Genomic DNA, 15636 nt, shown 5'->3' with positions numbered 1-15636 from the left:
TTAATTAGTATCTTATTCGTAAGATACTAATTCTTGTTTAAATTTTTCTTGATTTAATTTTTTACAAGCAACTTTATAGTGTTTTTCAATTGATTCTGCATCATCTTTTACAAGAGTTTTAATCTCTTCAATAGATTTTCCTTCTTCAAAAGCTACAAAAATTTTATACTCTTTTTTTGTAAATTTTCTTTTTAAGATTTCTTGTAATTGTTCATCTGATCTTAACGTACCAACTAATTTGTCGATATGTTTTAATAACGATTTTGTAAAATTCATCTGTTTCCTTTTATTTTGTTAACCAATTTTCAACTGATTGTATATCATTGTAAGAAGTCATATCAAGCATAATTGGTGTAATTGATACATAATTTGCTTTTATTGCTTCAAAGTCGCAATTTTTATTTTCTGATGGTTTCCAAAGTAATGGATGTAAACCAATCCAATAATACTCTTCCCCTCTTGGATTTAGATGTCTGTGAGTATCATTTCCATACTCTCTAAATCCTGCTTTTGTAACTTTTATGCCATTACATTCCTCAACTTTTATTGGTGGAATATTAACATTTAAAAACTTTCTTTCATCTAATGGAAAATTATTACTTAATATTTTAAAAGCTAATTGAGCAATTATTTCTTTTGCAAGGGCAAAATCCCAATTATTTTGTATATCTTGACATCTATCTCTACATACTTGAGATATTGCAATTGCAGGAATTCCGTGAATTACAGCTTCCATTGCAGCTGAGGCTGTTCCACTATATGTAATATCTTCTCCCATATTTGCACCAATATTTATTCCACTAATTACTAAATCAGGTTTATTCCCTTCTTTAAATAAATCACTTATTGAAATAAATACACAATCAGTTGGGCTTCCATCATCAATTTTGTAAAAATCATCTTCCACGCAAACCATTCTTAATGGTCTGTCCAACGTTAAAGAGTGACCACAAGCTGATTTGTTTTTCGCAGGTGCAACTATGGTTATTTTAGCAACTGGTTTTAAGGCCTCAATTAAGGCTTTTAACCCAACTGCATCAAAACCATCATCATTTGTTAGTAGGATATGTTTCATGCTACTATATAAACTCCTTCAATTTGGTGTATTAAGTTTTCCACTTGAGAAGTTACTTTAAAACCAGTTTCCAATTCTAAATCTGCAAGTTTTGACTTAATTAAAAGTTTTAGTTCTCTTTTACCTTGATTATTTGCCACAATATCAAATAGTTTGTACATTAAATTTTCATCATTTGAAAAAGGAATTGCAATAGTTATTGGTGGTTCAATAATTTCTTTTGGTTTAGTTTTTAATTTTTCATTTTTTGCATCTTTTATGCTTTCAATTTTTAAAATATTCATTCTTGTAAAATTATCATCTTTTGATATTTTTACTTTAAATGCAATTGGTTCATTTAGATTATAATCTTCTTTTAATTCTTTTAATCTATCTTCAAAAAGCATAAGTTCAATATTTCCATGGAAATCCATAATTGTTGCAATTCCAAATTTATTACCTTTTTTGGAAATTCTTTCCGTGATATTTTCAATTTTTCCAACAAATAAAGCCTGACTCCCATCTTCAAGTTCATCAATTTGAGAAGAGAGTGTATAATTGATTTTATCAATTTGTTCTCTATATTCATCAAGTGGATGTCCAGAAACATAAAAACCTAAAGATGCTTTTTCAAGTTCAAGAATCTCTTTTGCTTCAAATTCGGGAAGATGTTCAAGTTCAATATCAATTTTTGTAAGTTCATCACTATCACCAAATAAAGAACCAGTTGCCATTTTTTTAGCAAGTGCTGCTTTTCCAACTGTTTCAACGATTTTTTCTATTTGATTAAGAAGGGCTTGTCTTGAATATCCAAAACCATCAAATGCACCTGCTTTTGTTAAAGATTCAATTACTCTTTTATTTACTTTACTTCCATCAATTCGTGAGATAAAATCTGGTAAATCTGTAAATAATCCACCTTCATTTCTAGCTTTTAAAATAGAGTTAATTGCAACATCTCCGGCACCTTTTATGGCACCCATTCCAAACATTACAACTTCTTCTCCCTCGATTTTTTTAGCAGAAAACACTAAATCTGATTTATTAATATCAGGTGGAAATAAATCAAGTCCTAATCTTTTAACTTCATCGACGTATTTAACAACTTTATCCGTATTGTCTTTTTCTAGGGTTAAAAGTGCTGCCATAAATTCTGAGGCATAATATTTTTTTAAATAAGATGTATAAAATGTTACAAGAGCATAAGCTGCTGAGTGAGATTTATTAAATCCATATCCAGCAAATTTTACAATCAGGTCGAATAGCTCTTCACAATGTTCTTTTACGAAACCTTTTTTAACTCCACCAATTGCAAATTCGCCTTTTAGTCTGTCCATCTCTTCTTTAATTTTTTTACCCATTGCCCGTCTTACTAAATCGGCACCACCAAGACTGAACCCACCAATAGATTGTACGATTTGCATAACTTGCTCTTGGTAAACGATAACTCCATAAGTTGTTTCAAGAATTGGTCGAAGAGGTGCGTCAAATTCATCGTAAAAGTAATTAATCTGCGCTCGACCATGTTTTCTATCAATAAAGTCATCGAGCATTCCAGATTCCATTGGACCTGGTCTATATAATGCAAGAACGGCGATAATATCCTCAAAATTTGATGGTTTTAATCTTTTACATAAATCTTGCATACCATCGGACTCAATTTGAAATAATCCGATTGTATTTCCAGTTTGGATTAAATCATAAACACCTTTATCGTTTACATCTACAGTAAGAAAATCTACTCTTTTACCATGTCTTTGTTCAATTAATTTATTTGCTTCTTCAATAACTGTTAGGGTTTTTAAACCCAAAAAGTCGAATTTAATTAAATCCACATCTTCTACATATTTTCCATTATATTGAGTAGCTAGTGTATCAAGTCCTGAGGGTTTAAAAAGAGGAGTTTTTTTCCATAAAGGCTCATTTGAAATAACAACTCCAGCTGCGTGAGTTCCGGCATTTCTATTTAATCCCTCTAACGCTAAAGCATATTCCCAAACCCTTGCTGCTTGTGGATCTGCATCACAAAGCTCTTTGATTTTTGGTTCTTTTTCATAAGAACTTGTTAGATTTATTCCTAATTCATCGGGAATTAGTTTTGCCATTGCATCAGCTCTTGCATAGGGCATATCAAGAACCCTTGCAACATCTCTAATTACCCCTTTTGCAAGAAGTTTACCAAAGGTAATAATTTGTGCAACGTTTGCTCGACCATATTGTTGAACAACATAATCAATAATTTCACCCCGTCTTGCTTGACAAAAGTCCATATCAATATCGGGCATTGAAATTCTCTCAGGATTTAGAAATCTTTCAAAAAGTAAACCATAAGGAATAGGGTCAATATCTGTGATTTTTAAAGAAAAAGCAACTAAACTTCCAGCAGCTGATCCCCGTCCTGGACCTACTGGAATTCCCATTCTTTTTGCAACAATTACGAAATCCCAAACAATAAGCATATATCCTGGGAATTTCATATTATTTATGATTTCAATTTCTACTTCAAGTCTATCTCTATACTCTTGATGTCTTTCATGAGGGACTATTACTAATCTATCTTCAAGACCTTTTCTACACTCATGTATAAATAAGATTTTGTCATTTTCTAGGGAATATTCAAGTTCAGGCTCTGGTAAATTTAGATTAGCTTCTTCAGATTTTTGTCTTGTAAATTTAAAATTTGGAGGAGTAGGGTTTCCTAGTTTTATCTCTAAATTACATTTATCAGCTATTTCTTGAGTGGCTTCAAGGGCTTCTGGAATATCAGCATATAGTTTTGCTATTTGTTCTGGAGATTTTAAATAAAATTCATGAACACTATGTCTTAATCTTTTTGGGTCATCATAAAGTTTATTCATTGCAATACACATAAATGCTTCGTGAGCATCGGCATCTTTTTGCTCTAAATAGTGAGTGTCATTTGTGGCAACTACTTTTATTCCTGTCTCTTTTGAAATTCTTAAAATTTGGTCATCAACAAAATGTTGGTCTCCAATTCCATGTCTCATAATCTCTAAATAAAAATCTTCACCAAAAATCTCTTTATATTCTAAAGCAATTCTTTTTGCTTCTTCATATCCTTTTGCACCATTTTTTACGTTTCTTTCACTTTGGGTATTTAAATGCCAGTTTACTTCACCTTGCAAACAAGCAGCTGAGCAAACTAATCCTTCTGAATTGTCTCTTAAAAGTTGTTTGTTAATTCGAGGATAATAATAAAACCCGAACATATAAGCTTGAGAACTTAAGAACATTAGATTTTTGTAACCAACATCATTTTTTGCATATAAACAAAGGTGAAATCTTTGTCTATTTGTTTTATCACCTATATCTTCACTATTGTGAATATAAGCTTCCATTCCAATGATTGGTTTAATTCCCTCAGCTCTCATGGCATTATAAAAATCAATTGCTCCAAACATATTTCCATGGTCAGTCATAGCAACGCTAGTCATTCCCATTTTTTTTACTTTTTTTGCAAGGGGTTTTATTTTATTTGCACCATCAAGTAGAGAATATTCTGTATGTAAATGTAGATGGGTAAATTTTGGTGTATCAGACATAATATAAATCTTTTTAGTTTTTTATTTATAGTATATCTAAAAAATGTTTTTGAGCCTCTTTAATACCTAATTTAAAGCACTCTTCCATTTGAGTAAATGTAAATAAAGAAAAATTTCTTATATGAGGACTACCTAAATAATAGTTTGTATTTTCTGTAGAATATTTGTGGTTTGAATGGAGTTGTTTAAAAAGTGATTTTTTTATATTTTTTAGTGGATTATATTTTTTGTTTTTAATTTCACTATTTTTTGCAAATAAATCAATTGTATATATGTCGTAACCTTTATTTTCTAGGGGTTTTATTGGAATATTATCAAATAAACCACCATCAATTAAATACATTCCCTCATAAGAAATTGGCTTGAATATTGGAACTAAGGCACTTGATGCCATACATAAAGTTACAGTATCACCGCTATTAAAGCTATGAAGTTCTTTTTTCTTTAAATCATAAGCATTTACCCAAACAGGTTTTGGAATATTTTCTAGTCTTTCAATGGGAAGAAGCTCTTTTATGATTTTATTTGATTGATCAATTTTTAATAAACCATTTCTAAAATAGTTGAATTTTAAAGTTTGTCTAACATCTTTTGAAGAGAATATTTTTAATTGTTCTTTTGCACTTATTCCACTAGCGTGGGAAGCACTAATTATTGCTCCAATGGATGAGCCACTATACGCTTGAATTTCTATTTTATGTTCTTCACAAAAATCTAATACTCCTAAATGAAAAGCACCACGAGCAGCTCCACCACCAAGGGTAAGAGCTAGATTATTTGTCTTTATTTTCATGTGTCATTTCTTTATCTAACCAATTAATTATCAAAAATTCTCCCTCAAATGTTTCTACAATTGCAGTACAAGACTCAACCCAATCTCCACAGTTTAAATATTCAATTTTTTCAATATCTCTTATTTCTGCTTTATGAATGTGTCCACAAATGATACCATCGTAGCCTTTGTTTTTTGCATGATTTGATAAAACAGTTTCAAAGTCATTGATAAATGAAACAGAAGATTTTACACTATCTTTTATATATTTTGATAATGACCAATATTTTTTTATACCTATGTATTTTCTAATAAAATTTAATAAAGCATTTAGATGTAAAAGTAAGTCATAACCATAATCACCTAAAACCGCTAACCATTTTTTTGTCATAGTAATAGAATCAAAAAAATCTCCATGGGTAATATAATATTTTTTCCCATTAATTCCTATGTATTCTAAATCATTTGCAATATTTAAAGAGTTTCCTAAAAGTAAAGGAACAAAAGGTCTTAAAAATTCATCATGGTTACCAGTAATAAAAGTAACTTTTGTACCTTTTCTAGCTTTTTTTAGAATTCTTTGAATAACATCTGAATGGGCTTGTGGCCAGACTAATTTTCTTTTTATAGCCCAGCCATCAATAATATCTCCCACTAAAAATAGTTGTTCACAGTTATTATGTTTTAAAAAATTAAGAAGAACTTTTGCCTTTGAGAAGCGAGTACCTAAATGTACATCTGATATAAAAATGCTTTTGTATTTCATCCAAGCATTCTAAATCTTTTTGATTACAATTGAATGACAATTTTTTAATAATCCTTTGCTAATAAACCTTCTTTAACACTCTCATAAACTTCTTCATCACAAAGAATACTTACAATTTCTAAGGCAAAAATCATCGCAGTTGCTGGACCTCTTGATGTAATCACATCATTATCTATTACAACTGCATCATTCTCATGGTAACCAGAAAGTCTAATTTTTTCTTCAAAAGATGGATAACACGTAAAATTTTCATTTAATACGTCTGCTTTGTGCAAAGCATACGGAGCAGCACATATAGCTCCAATTTTTTTCTTTTTTTCTTTAAATTCTTTTAATAAAGATTGAACTTTTTCATTATCAGCAAGTGTGAAAGCATTAGGAAGTCCACCTGGCAAAACTATCATATCAAAATCATCACAATTGATATTTTCTATTTTTGCATCTGAAATTATTTTTATTCCATGTGCACCTATTGTTTCTATATTTTCAACACCTGCAATAGTAACTTTTATATTTGCCCGTCTACATACGTCAATAATCGTTATTGCTTCAATTTCCTCGAATCCATTTGATATGGGTATTATAATATTTGACATAAAATTTCCTTATTCTTTTTAATTGATTATATATTACGATAATTTAAAACAAAAGCCTTGTAATATAGGATATAATATTACTTTTAAAGTAGTAAATTATCATTCAAGAATATCTAAGCTAACTTTAAATAGAATTTAAGCAATTATGAAAAGGGGTTTTTAATGTTTGAAAGTATTCTTAAGTCGAGTTTATTGGTAGGTACATTTTTAATTTTTGTAACGGGATGTACAGTTACTAGAAGTGATCCTATTACAAAAGAATATAATAAAGTACAAGATAACAAACAACAACTTGCAGTTGCGGCTGATATGCAAAAAAATGTAACAACTCAAAATACATTAGAATCAACAATCGCATCTTTAGCAACTCAAATGTTATTAAACAAAAAAATGGATACAAACAAACCTGTATTAATCACATCTTTTGTTAGACTTGATGAGTTTAAAAAAACTACTGAATTTGGAAGAATTGTAAGTGAAAGTTTAATTAATGAACTTTCAAATAGAGGTTTTGATATTACTGAATTTAGAGGACAAATGGCTATTTCAATAAATGATGAAGGTGAATATTTTATTTCAAGAAAACCCCATGAACTAAAAAGCAGAATACCTAATACTTATGTTGTAGTTGGAACTTATTCAAGATTGCTAGGTAAAATAATGTTAAATGCTAGAGTAATAGATAATATTACTGGTAAAATCATTACAAGTGCAAGAGCTACTTATGAACATGGTATTGCAAATGATTGTATAATTTTTAAAGATTGTGCTCCTGCTAGAACTATTAATATTGTAAAAGAACGATAAGTAAATGGTATTTAATTATTTAGGAAAATTGAAATATATTTTTATTCCAATTTTCTTAGTATTTTTTCTTAGTTCTTGTTCTTATAAAAATCCAATTAATGGAACAAATAATTTCCACTCTTTAGTATCAAAACTTGTATCTGAATCAGCAAGTAAAATCAAAAAGAATCTAGCCCCAACAGATGTAGTTTTAGTATCTGATTTTGTTAATCTTGATAAGTTAAGGAATAAATCTCAATTAGGATTTTTACTTTCTAGTATGCTAAAAGATAGTTTAGTTTCTCAAAATATAATTGTAAGAGAGATTGAATTAGGAAAAGAGTTTGAGTTTGGAAAAAGTGGATTTAATTTGCTAACAAGAAACAAAGATAATATAATTTCTGATAAGCTTTCAAAAGAGAAATATGCTGTTGTTGGAACATACTCAATCACAAGTAGAAGTTTAAATGTATTTATAAAATTGATTGATATTAGAAATGGAAATATTTTGTCTTCTTCTTATGAAAGAACAGATATAGACACTGAAATTTTAGAATTAGAAGGTATTCAACAAAAAACACAAGAGGAACAACTTAAAGAACCTGTTTATTATCGTCCTCGTATGGTGTTATAATTCTTTTATAAAATATCTTGAATTAAAAATTGAGGAGTAACTTCTCCTCTAAACTCGTTTTTACTAACTGACACAATCAAATCTAAATTTTTAGATAAATTAATATTCGAATCATTAAATTTTAAAGCTTCAAATATCGCACCATCACTATTTAGTGTTAATTTTAAATGATTTTTATCACGGCCAATTAAATCATATTTTACTAAAGACGTATTAGAAATTTTAAAAATAGGTCTATGATTTTCTAAACCATAAGGTTCAAATTGTTCAATAATAGATAAAAATTCTAAGTCTACACTTGAAACGTCAAGTTCACCTAAGGTAATAGGTTCTATATGTAGATCTTCTTTAAAACTCTCTAATTCTTGATTTATTATAGTTTTGAACTCTTCAAGGTTCTCTTCTTTTAAAGATAGTCCTGCAGCATTTTTATGCCCACCATAACCTAGTAATAGATGAGCTGCTTTAGTGATAACATCATAGAGGTTGATATTAGCATTTGCTCTAGCACTTCCTTTTGCAATTCCTTCATGAATAGAGAAGATAAAAGCTGGTTTTTTATGTAAATTTGATAGTTTCGAAGCCACAATTCCAATTACACCTTCATGCCAGTTTTCACCCCAAACAATAACAGCATTATCTTTTTTATCAGTTTTTGCTTCAGCTTTTTTTGAAATCTCTTCTTGAAGGGTTTTTCTAAAATTATTTAGGTCATCTAATAGAGATAAAGATTCATTTGCTGAGAAAGAATCCTTTGAAAGTAGAAATGATAATGCAACACTTGCATCATCCATCCTTCCTGCACTATTTAATTTTGGAGCAATAAAAAATCCAACATCATCAGATACAAAAATCTCTTTTGACATAATTTCATTTAATTTCTTAAATGCTTCCCTTGATGAGGTTTTTATTTTTTTAAGACCTTGTTTAACAATAGTGTAATTAAGTGCAGTCATAGGCATAATATCAGCAATAATTGCCACACAAAGCAAATCAAGGAAGTTTGACATATTTACATCAAGGTTCATCTCTTTTTTAATTGCAGCACATAAATACCAAGCAACCTGAGCACCACAAATATCTTTGAATTCAAAGTTACAATCTTTTTGTTTTGGATTTATAATTGCTAGTGCTATTGGAATTTTTGCTCCTACTGTATGATGATCAGTGATTATTAAATCAATATTTTTTTCTTTTAATTTAACAGAAGCTTCATATGCAGAAATTCCATTATCAACAGTAATTACTAAACCTTCATCTATTAAATCAACAATTTTTGTTGATAAGCCATAACCATGTTCAAATCTATTTGGAATGATATGATTTACTTTTACATTTATAGTATTAAAAAAATCCAACATTATTGATGTTGAAACAACACCATCAACATCGTAGTCACCTACAATTGTAATAGTCTCTTTTTCTAAAATTGCTTTTCTTATTCTTTTGCAAGCAATATCAATATCTTTAAATTTTTCAGGAGAGGGAAGGTCTGCAAGTCTTGAATAAGGGTTATTCAAGTGTCTCGCAGATAGTAGTTCAAAAAGTCTACTTTTTGTAATCTTAGACATTATTTTCTGTTAGTTGCTTGTTTTACAAACTCTAAAATAATAGGATTTGGTGTCTCTAAATGTGATGTGAATTCAGGATGAAACTGAACTCCAACAAACCAAGGATGATCTTTTAATTCAACAGCTTCAATTAAACCATTTGATTGACCTGAAATAATCATACCAGCAGCTTCTAATTGCTCTTTGTATTTAGGATTAGCTTCATATCTATGTCTATGTCTTTCATGATAAACTTCTTCATTTCCATAAGCTTTCTGTAATTTTGAACCTTTAAGTGGTTCAAACGGATATTCACCTAGTCTCATAGTTCCACCCATTGGTGATTCATGAGTTCTTAATTGAGTATTTCCACTTTGGTCAATAAATTCATCAATTAGGTAAATTAATGGATTTTTAGTATCTGGATCAAATTCTATAGAGTTCGCATCTTCAATACCTAATACATTTTTTGCAAATTCAAGAATTGCTAATTGCATTCCAAGACAAATTCCAAGGTATGGGATTTTATTTTCTCTTGCATATTTAATAGCAGCTAATTTTCCTTCAACACCTCTGTGTCCAAAACCACCAGCAACTAATATCGCATCAGATTTTCCAATAATATCAAATGCACCAACATCTTCAATTCTTTCACTATCACACCAGTGAATATTTACTTTTGTATTTAAGTGAGCACCTGCATGAATTAAAGCTTCAATTAGTGATTTATATGATTCTTTTAAATCTAAATATTTTCCAACAAATGCAATCGTAACTTCATTTTGTGGAACTAAAATATTTTTTACTAAAGTATCCCATTTTTCCATATTTGGTTTGATTTTAATGTTGAAATGCTCTGATAAAGGAGTTAAAATTCCTTCTTTTATAAAATGCAATGGAACTTGATAAATTGATTGTGCATCACCAGCTTCAATAACTGCATTTCTATCAATATCACAAGCTAATGCTAATTTATCTTTTAAATTTTTTGGTAATTCTCTTTCTGTTCTACAAACTAACATATGAGGAGTAATACCGATTCTTCTTAACTCTTGAACCGAGTGTTGAGTTGGTTTTGTTTTTAGCTCACCAGCTGCTTTGATATATGGAATTAAACTTAGGTGAATATTCATAGTGTTTGTTTTTGGAAGTTCATGTCTAATAGATCTAATTGCTTCCATAAAAGGTAAACCTTCAATGTCTCCTACTGTTCCACCAAGTTCAATAATTAAAAAATCATTATCATCAGTTGCGGCATAGATTCTTTCTTTAATTTCATCAACTACGTGAGGAATTACTTGAATAGTTTTACCTAAGTAACCACCTTCTCTTTCTCTTTTAATTACACTTTGGTAAACTTGTCCTGTGGTAAAACTATTTTTTTTAGTTAGAGTTTTATCAATAAATCTTTCATAGTTTCCTAAATCTAAGTCTGTTTCAGCACCATCTGCTGTAACAAAAACTTCTCCATGCTCAAGTGGACTCATTGTTCCTGGGTCTACATTTAAGTAAGGGTCGATTTTAAGCATACTTACTTTAAAGCCTGATTGTTTTAATATTGTTGCAATTGAAGCAGAAGTTATACCTTTTCCTAGTGAACTAAGAACTCCACCTGTTACAAAAATGAATTTTGTCATTAATAATACTCCATAAAATAGTTGATAAATATATAATCGCGATTGTATCTAAGTTTTGTTGATAGTTAAGTTAAGCGCAGGGTAAAAATACTAGATAAGAGAACTCTTATCTAGTATATAATTATTTAAGTTCGTCTAATCTAGGATAGATAAATACGGCTTTTCTATAAACCACAACTTTTTCAGGATCTTCTTTTGCAAAAGCTTTTATGGTAACCGTTATAGGAGTGTCTTTCAGTTTATCACTTACTAAAATTTTGTCAGTTTCTAAAATAACAACTTTTTTTGCAAGTTTTCCTGGACTTAAAGTAAATGGTTCGAATCTTATAATTTTAATATCTGGATGATCAACAATTTCTAAATCATAAGTTAGCGGTTTTGATTCTGTATTTTGGAATAGTAATACAAAATTATTAGCAACTACATGATTCTCTTTTATTTTATATAGTTGAGTTGTTTTATTGATATTTAAAAGCATATGCTCTTTCTCTCCACCCATTAAGAATAGCAATGCAATTACAACAACTAACGCAACAAAATACATAATTGTTGATCTTCTAACCATTTTTGTAGGGATATCATTTTTAATTGCATTTGTACTTGACCATTGAACAAGTGAAGGTTTACCTAATTTCCCCATAACACTTGTACAAGCATCCACACATTCCAAACAATTGATACACTCAAGTTGTAAACCTTTTCTAATATCTATATGAGTTGGACAAACAGTTACACAAGCCTCACAAGTTGTACACTCATTTTTAGTGTCTGGTAAATCTTTTGCTTTAAAAATGATTTTTTCTTTGTGGTCATTGTAAATTTCTCCACCTCTATTTGTAGAGTAAATTGCTTGATATGTATCATTATCATATAAAACTGACTGAACTCTTGAATAAGGACAGATATATACGCAGAAATCTTCTTTTAAAAATACAACATCATAAACTAAAAACGCTGCAATTGATAAAACAAAACCAATTAAAAATAGATGTTCAGTAGGATCTTGTAAATATGCTAGGAAATCTTCTGGTGGAACAAAATACCACATAAAATCAGCAGCTGCAAGAAGCGCTAAACATGCCCAAAGTATAATACCTATAACTTTTTTTGTTTTATTTTCAGCTTTTGATAAATCAGGTTCTTTTTGTTTATTTTTTATTCTTCTTAATCCTAAAAGCCAAGATTCAATTAAATCTCTATATATAACTCTAAAGATAGTTTGTGGACAGGCCCAACCACACCATGCTCTACCACCAAGAGAAGTTGCAGCAAATATTCCTAAAAAAAGAAGCATTAATAGAAATGGCATTAAATATAACTCTTGCATATCAAAAGCAGTTCCTAAAAGATGCAACTGTTTTTTATCAAAAGATAATAAAAAGATATGATTACCATCAATTCTGATAAAAGGTAAACCTAACGCAACAATACTAGCTATTAAATAACCAATATATCTTCTGTATCTGTAAGGAGTTTTTTTTGAAAACGCATTTTTTTCATTCATTATAAGACCTTTATAATTTTTTTTAATTCTATATAAAGAAACCTTATGATTTGCATAATTAATTATAAGATTTGATTATATTTAAGTATTTGTAAGAGTTATGTTTTTAATAATTTATTGAATAATTCTATTTTATTTTTTATTTCTGAAATATAATTATCAAGATTTATAATTTTAAAATTTGTAATTGTTGGATAATTTTTTATTATTGAATCAAATTGGTTAATTAAATCTTTTATATTTGTAAATTCTAGTACGGGAAGGTTTAATTCATTTATTAGTTTATCATCATAACTTTTATCAATTCTTTTAAATAAAACAGGGTTATTACCACAAGCAAGAGATTCAAGTGCAGTTTGTAGTGATGCTGTCAAGAGATATTTTGAATTTTGAATAGTTTGAACATACTCTTCTTCCTCAATTACATTTGAAAAATGTTTACTAAATATTTTTTCATTTCCAAGAAAAAAATAATGACCCATTAAAAGATTTAAATCAAATTTTTCATATTCTTTTGTCATTTTTAAAAATAGATTATTATAATCATCATCTCCAAAGAATATGGTTTTTTCAAGATTTGGAGTTTGATTTTTTGAATATATAGATTTATCAACGATAATTCCATCTATTTCCACACCTACTTCATACAGAAAAGTACAGAATTCTTTCATGTCTTTTTTCATCTCTTCATTTACTTCAGGAGTATCATAAATTAAAATATCTCTTCTTTGCATAATATTATGAAGATTTCTTACCACATCAATATTTACATATTTTTTAATGCCTAAGTTATCTTTTGCAAAAGCACCAGCTCTAAAATCACTTGTGCATAAAATTGGGTCAAATTCTTTGAGTGCATTGGCAATTGCTGCACATCTTTTGGTTGCATCCAATCCAATTGTATGACCACTTTTTGCGTATAAATAAACCTGCATATTATAAACCTTTTGAAAATAAATTAAGTGTCTTGTTATTGTGAAATTGTATCTAAAATAAAAAAAAATTTCTTGATATTAAAGTTTAATACAATAGAATATATAAAATTATAATAAGGAGAATTTATGAAATTATCATTCAAGAGAGTAATGTTTATGTGTTTTTTAATCTTTACATTTTTAAGTATAAATGCAAATGCTCAAGAGGGAAAATTAAGTGGTGGAGTATCACATGAAATTCCTAGTTGGTTTAAAGAGAGTTTTTTAGATATTAAAGAAGATATTGATGAAGCAAAAGCGAAAAATAGACATTACATGATATTTATGGATTTAGATGCTTGTCCTTATTGTGCAAAAATGTTAAAAGATAATTTTTTACAACAGAATAAAACAAGTGATTTTATAAAAAAATATTTTGATGTAGTTGAAATAAATGTAAAAGGAAGTCGCGAAGTTACTTGGGATGAAAATACAACGTTAAGTGAAAAAGAACTAGCTTCAAAATTAGAGATTCAATATAGTCCAACAATCTTATTTTTTGATGATAAAAAAGAGATTGTTTTACGAGTAAATGGATATAGAAGTCCAGAAGATTTTAAATTGATTTTGGAATATATTCAAGGTGAATATTATAAAAATATGAATTTAATGGAATATGCTAACAAAATCGATAAACAAACTCTTTATACTTTTAAAGATAATGATATGTTTAAAAATATCAAAGATTTATCAAAAATAAAAACGCCTCTTGCTATTATCTTTGAAGATGGTAGTTGTACTCAGTGTGATTATTTTCATGATAAAGTACTAAAAAATAAAGATGTAAAAAGTGAATTAAAAAAATTCACAGCTATAAGATTAGATGCAAATAGTACAGAAGAAATTATTGATGTTGATGGAAATAAAACAACACCAAAAGAATGGGCACAAAAAATAAACCTAGATTATAGGCCGGGCGTTTTACTTTATGATGACAAAAAACTAATCACAACTGTTGATGCACTTTTATATTCATTTCATTTCAAAGAGATACTTAGATATGTAAGTGGGAAATATTATGAACAGTATCCAAGAAGTTATTTGGATTATTTAAAAGTAAGAGAAGCAGAACTTTTAAAACAAGGAATAAATATTAATATTGCAGAATAAAAAAACAACACTTCATGAGAAGTGCTGTTTTTCTAAGATAATCTTACTTTAAAACTAATAAAAATCTTTATTAAAACCTCTAACATCCAAAACACATAATTAATGCTAATAAATAATTCTATTAAACTGTTAATTTGTAGAATTAGGCAAGAAATATGGAGAAATTATATACTGAAATGATTCAAAACTTTCTATAATATAAATGGATAAAAGTTTTAAATAAAGGATAATTAATGCAATTTATTACAGTAAATGATAAAAAATATGAATTAAAAGATATATCAGAAGAGACACCAATATTATGGGTATTAAGAGATTATTTAAATATGACTGGTACGAAGTTTGGATGTGGTGTTGGACAATGTGGAGCCTGTACAGTGTTACTTGACAATATTGCTATTAGAAGTTGCTCAACACCTCTTAGTGAAGTTGGAAACAAAAAAATAATTACAATAGAAACACAAACAGATAAAACTGTACAAAAACTACAAAAATTTTGGGTACAAGAAGATGTGGTTCAATGTGGATATTGTCAATCTGGACAAATAATGAATGCAGCTGGACTTGTAAAATCAAATCCTAAACCAAATGAAGAAGAAATATTGTCAGCAATGAATGGAAATATTTGTAGATGTGGAACATATAATAAAATCAAAACAGCTATAAAAGCTGCAACAGTGGAGGCTTAAA

14 protein-coding genes are annotated in these 15636 nt (G+C 28.6%); 4 read left to right on the top strand and 10 right to left on the bottom strand.

Annotation, left to right across the window (positions count from 1 at the left end):
* Positions 1-12: 12 nt before the first annotated feature.
* From AVENP_RS15130 to AVENP_RS15105, 6 genes are read right to left on the bottom strand one after another with little or no spacing between them, the layout of a single operon-like run.
* The gene (locus AVENP_RS15130; protein ID WP_128359494.1) at positions 13-276 is read right to left on the bottom strand and encodes a hypothetical protein; all 264 of its coding nucleotides are present in this window, start codon (positions 274-276) and stop codon (positions 13-15) included.
* Between the two features lie 10 nt (positions 277-286).
* Positions 287-1075, bottom strand: coding sequence for a 5'/3'-nucleotidase SurE (gene surE / locus AVENP_RS15125; protein ID WP_128359495.1), 789 nt, complete (start codon positions 1073-1075; stop codon positions 287-289).
* Positions 1072-4617, bottom strand: a complete 3546-nt coding sequence (gene dnaE, locus AVENP_RS15120; protein WP_128359496.1) for a DNA polymerase III subunit alpha — start codon at positions 4615-4617, stop codon at positions 1072-1074. Before dnaE ends, surE begins: the two co-directional genes overlap by 4 nt.
* 25 nt (positions 4618-4642) lie before the next feature.
* Entirely contained in the window at positions 4643-5410 is a 768-nt protein-coding gene (locus AVENP_RS15115; protein WP_172664335.1) for a patatin-like phospholipase family protein, read from the bottom strand.
* Positions 5391-6155, bottom strand: coding sequence for a UDP-2,3-diacylglucosamine diphosphatase (locus tag AVENP_RS15110; protein ID WP_128359497.1), 765 nt, complete (start codon positions 6153-6155; stop codon positions 5391-5393). The genes AVENP_RS15115 and AVENP_RS15110 overlap by 20 nt, the downstream gene beginning before the upstream one ends.
* 44 nt (positions 6156-6199) lie before the next feature.
* On the bottom strand, positions 6200-6751 hold the full coding sequence (locus tag AVENP_RS15105) for a DJ-1 family glyoxalase III (RefSeq protein WP_128359498.1): 552 nt from the start codon (positions 6749-6751) through the stop codon (positions 6200-6202).
* A 162-nt stretch (positions 6752-6913) separates the two neighbouring features.
* Here AVENP_RS15105 and AVENP_RS15100 point away from each other — a divergent pair, with 162 nt between their 5' ends.
* On the top strand, positions 6914-7558 hold the full coding sequence (locus AVENP_RS15100; RefSeq protein WP_128359499.1) for a FlgO family outer membrane protein: 645 nt from the start codon (positions 6914-6916) through the stop codon (positions 7556-7558).
* A 28-nt stretch (positions 7559-7586) separates the two neighbouring features.
* Complete coding sequence (locus tag AVENP_RS15095) at positions 7587-8171, top strand: FlgO family outer membrane protein (protein ID WP_228201890.1); 585 nt, start codon at positions 7587-7589, stop codon at positions 8169-8171.
* A 5-nt stretch (positions 8172-8176) separates the two neighbouring features.
* Here AVENP_RS15095 and recJ read toward each other — a convergent pair whose 3' ends face one another.
* From recJ to AVENP_RS15075, 4 genes are all read right to left on the bottom strand, one after another.
* Positions 8177-9742, bottom strand: coding sequence for a single-stranded-DNA-specific exonuclease RecJ (recJ, locus tag AVENP_RS15090; RefSeq protein WP_128359501.1), 1566 nt, complete (start codon positions 9740-9742; stop codon positions 8177-8179).
* The gene (gene pyrG, locus AVENP_RS15085) at positions 9742-11358 is read right to left on the bottom strand and encodes a CTP synthase (protein WP_128359502.1); all 1617 of its coding nucleotides are present in this window, start codon (positions 11356-11358) and stop codon (positions 9742-9744) included. The genes recJ and pyrG overlap by 1 nt, the downstream gene beginning before the upstream one ends.
* Before the next feature lie 121 nt (positions 11359-11479).
* Positions 11480-12862, bottom strand: coding sequence for a cytochrome c oxidase accessory protein CcoG (gene ccoG, locus AVENP_RS15080; RefSeq protein WP_128359503.1), 1383 nt, complete (start codon positions 12860-12862; stop codon positions 11480-11482).
* Between the two features lie 98 nt (positions 12863-12960).
* Positions 12961-13797 (bottom strand): hypothetical protein, encoded by an 837-nt coding sequence (locus AVENP_RS15075; RefSeq protein WP_128359504.1) that lies wholly within the window; start codon positions 13795-13797, stop codon positions 12961-12963.
* 126 nt (positions 13798-13923) lie between these two features.
* Between AVENP_RS15075 and AVENP_RS15070 the strand changes: the two genes are divergently transcribed.
* Together AVENP_RS15070 and AVENP_RS15065 are read left to right on the top strand one after the other, a co-directional pair.
* Positions 13924-14946, top strand: coding sequence for a thioredoxin family protein (locus tag AVENP_RS15070; protein ID WP_128359505.1), 1023 nt, complete (start codon positions 13924-13926; stop codon positions 14944-14946).
* A gap of 233 nt (positions 14947-15179) precedes the next feature.
* Complete coding sequence (locus AVENP_RS15065; RefSeq protein ID WP_128359506.1) at positions 15180-15635, top strand: (2Fe-2S)-binding protein; 456 nt, start codon at positions 15180-15182, stop codon at positions 15633-15635.
* Position 15636 lies beyond the last annotated feature (1 nt).

The sequence above is a fragment of the Arcobacter venerupis genome, assembly GCF_013201665.1.
In the GTDB taxonomy this organism is placed as follows: Bacteria; Campylobacterota; Campylobacteria; order Campylobacterales; family Arcobacteraceae; genus Aliarcobacter; species Aliarcobacter venerupis.
Note: the sequence above shows the minus strand (reverse complement) of the source record. Positions and strands in the feature narration are given on the sequence as shown.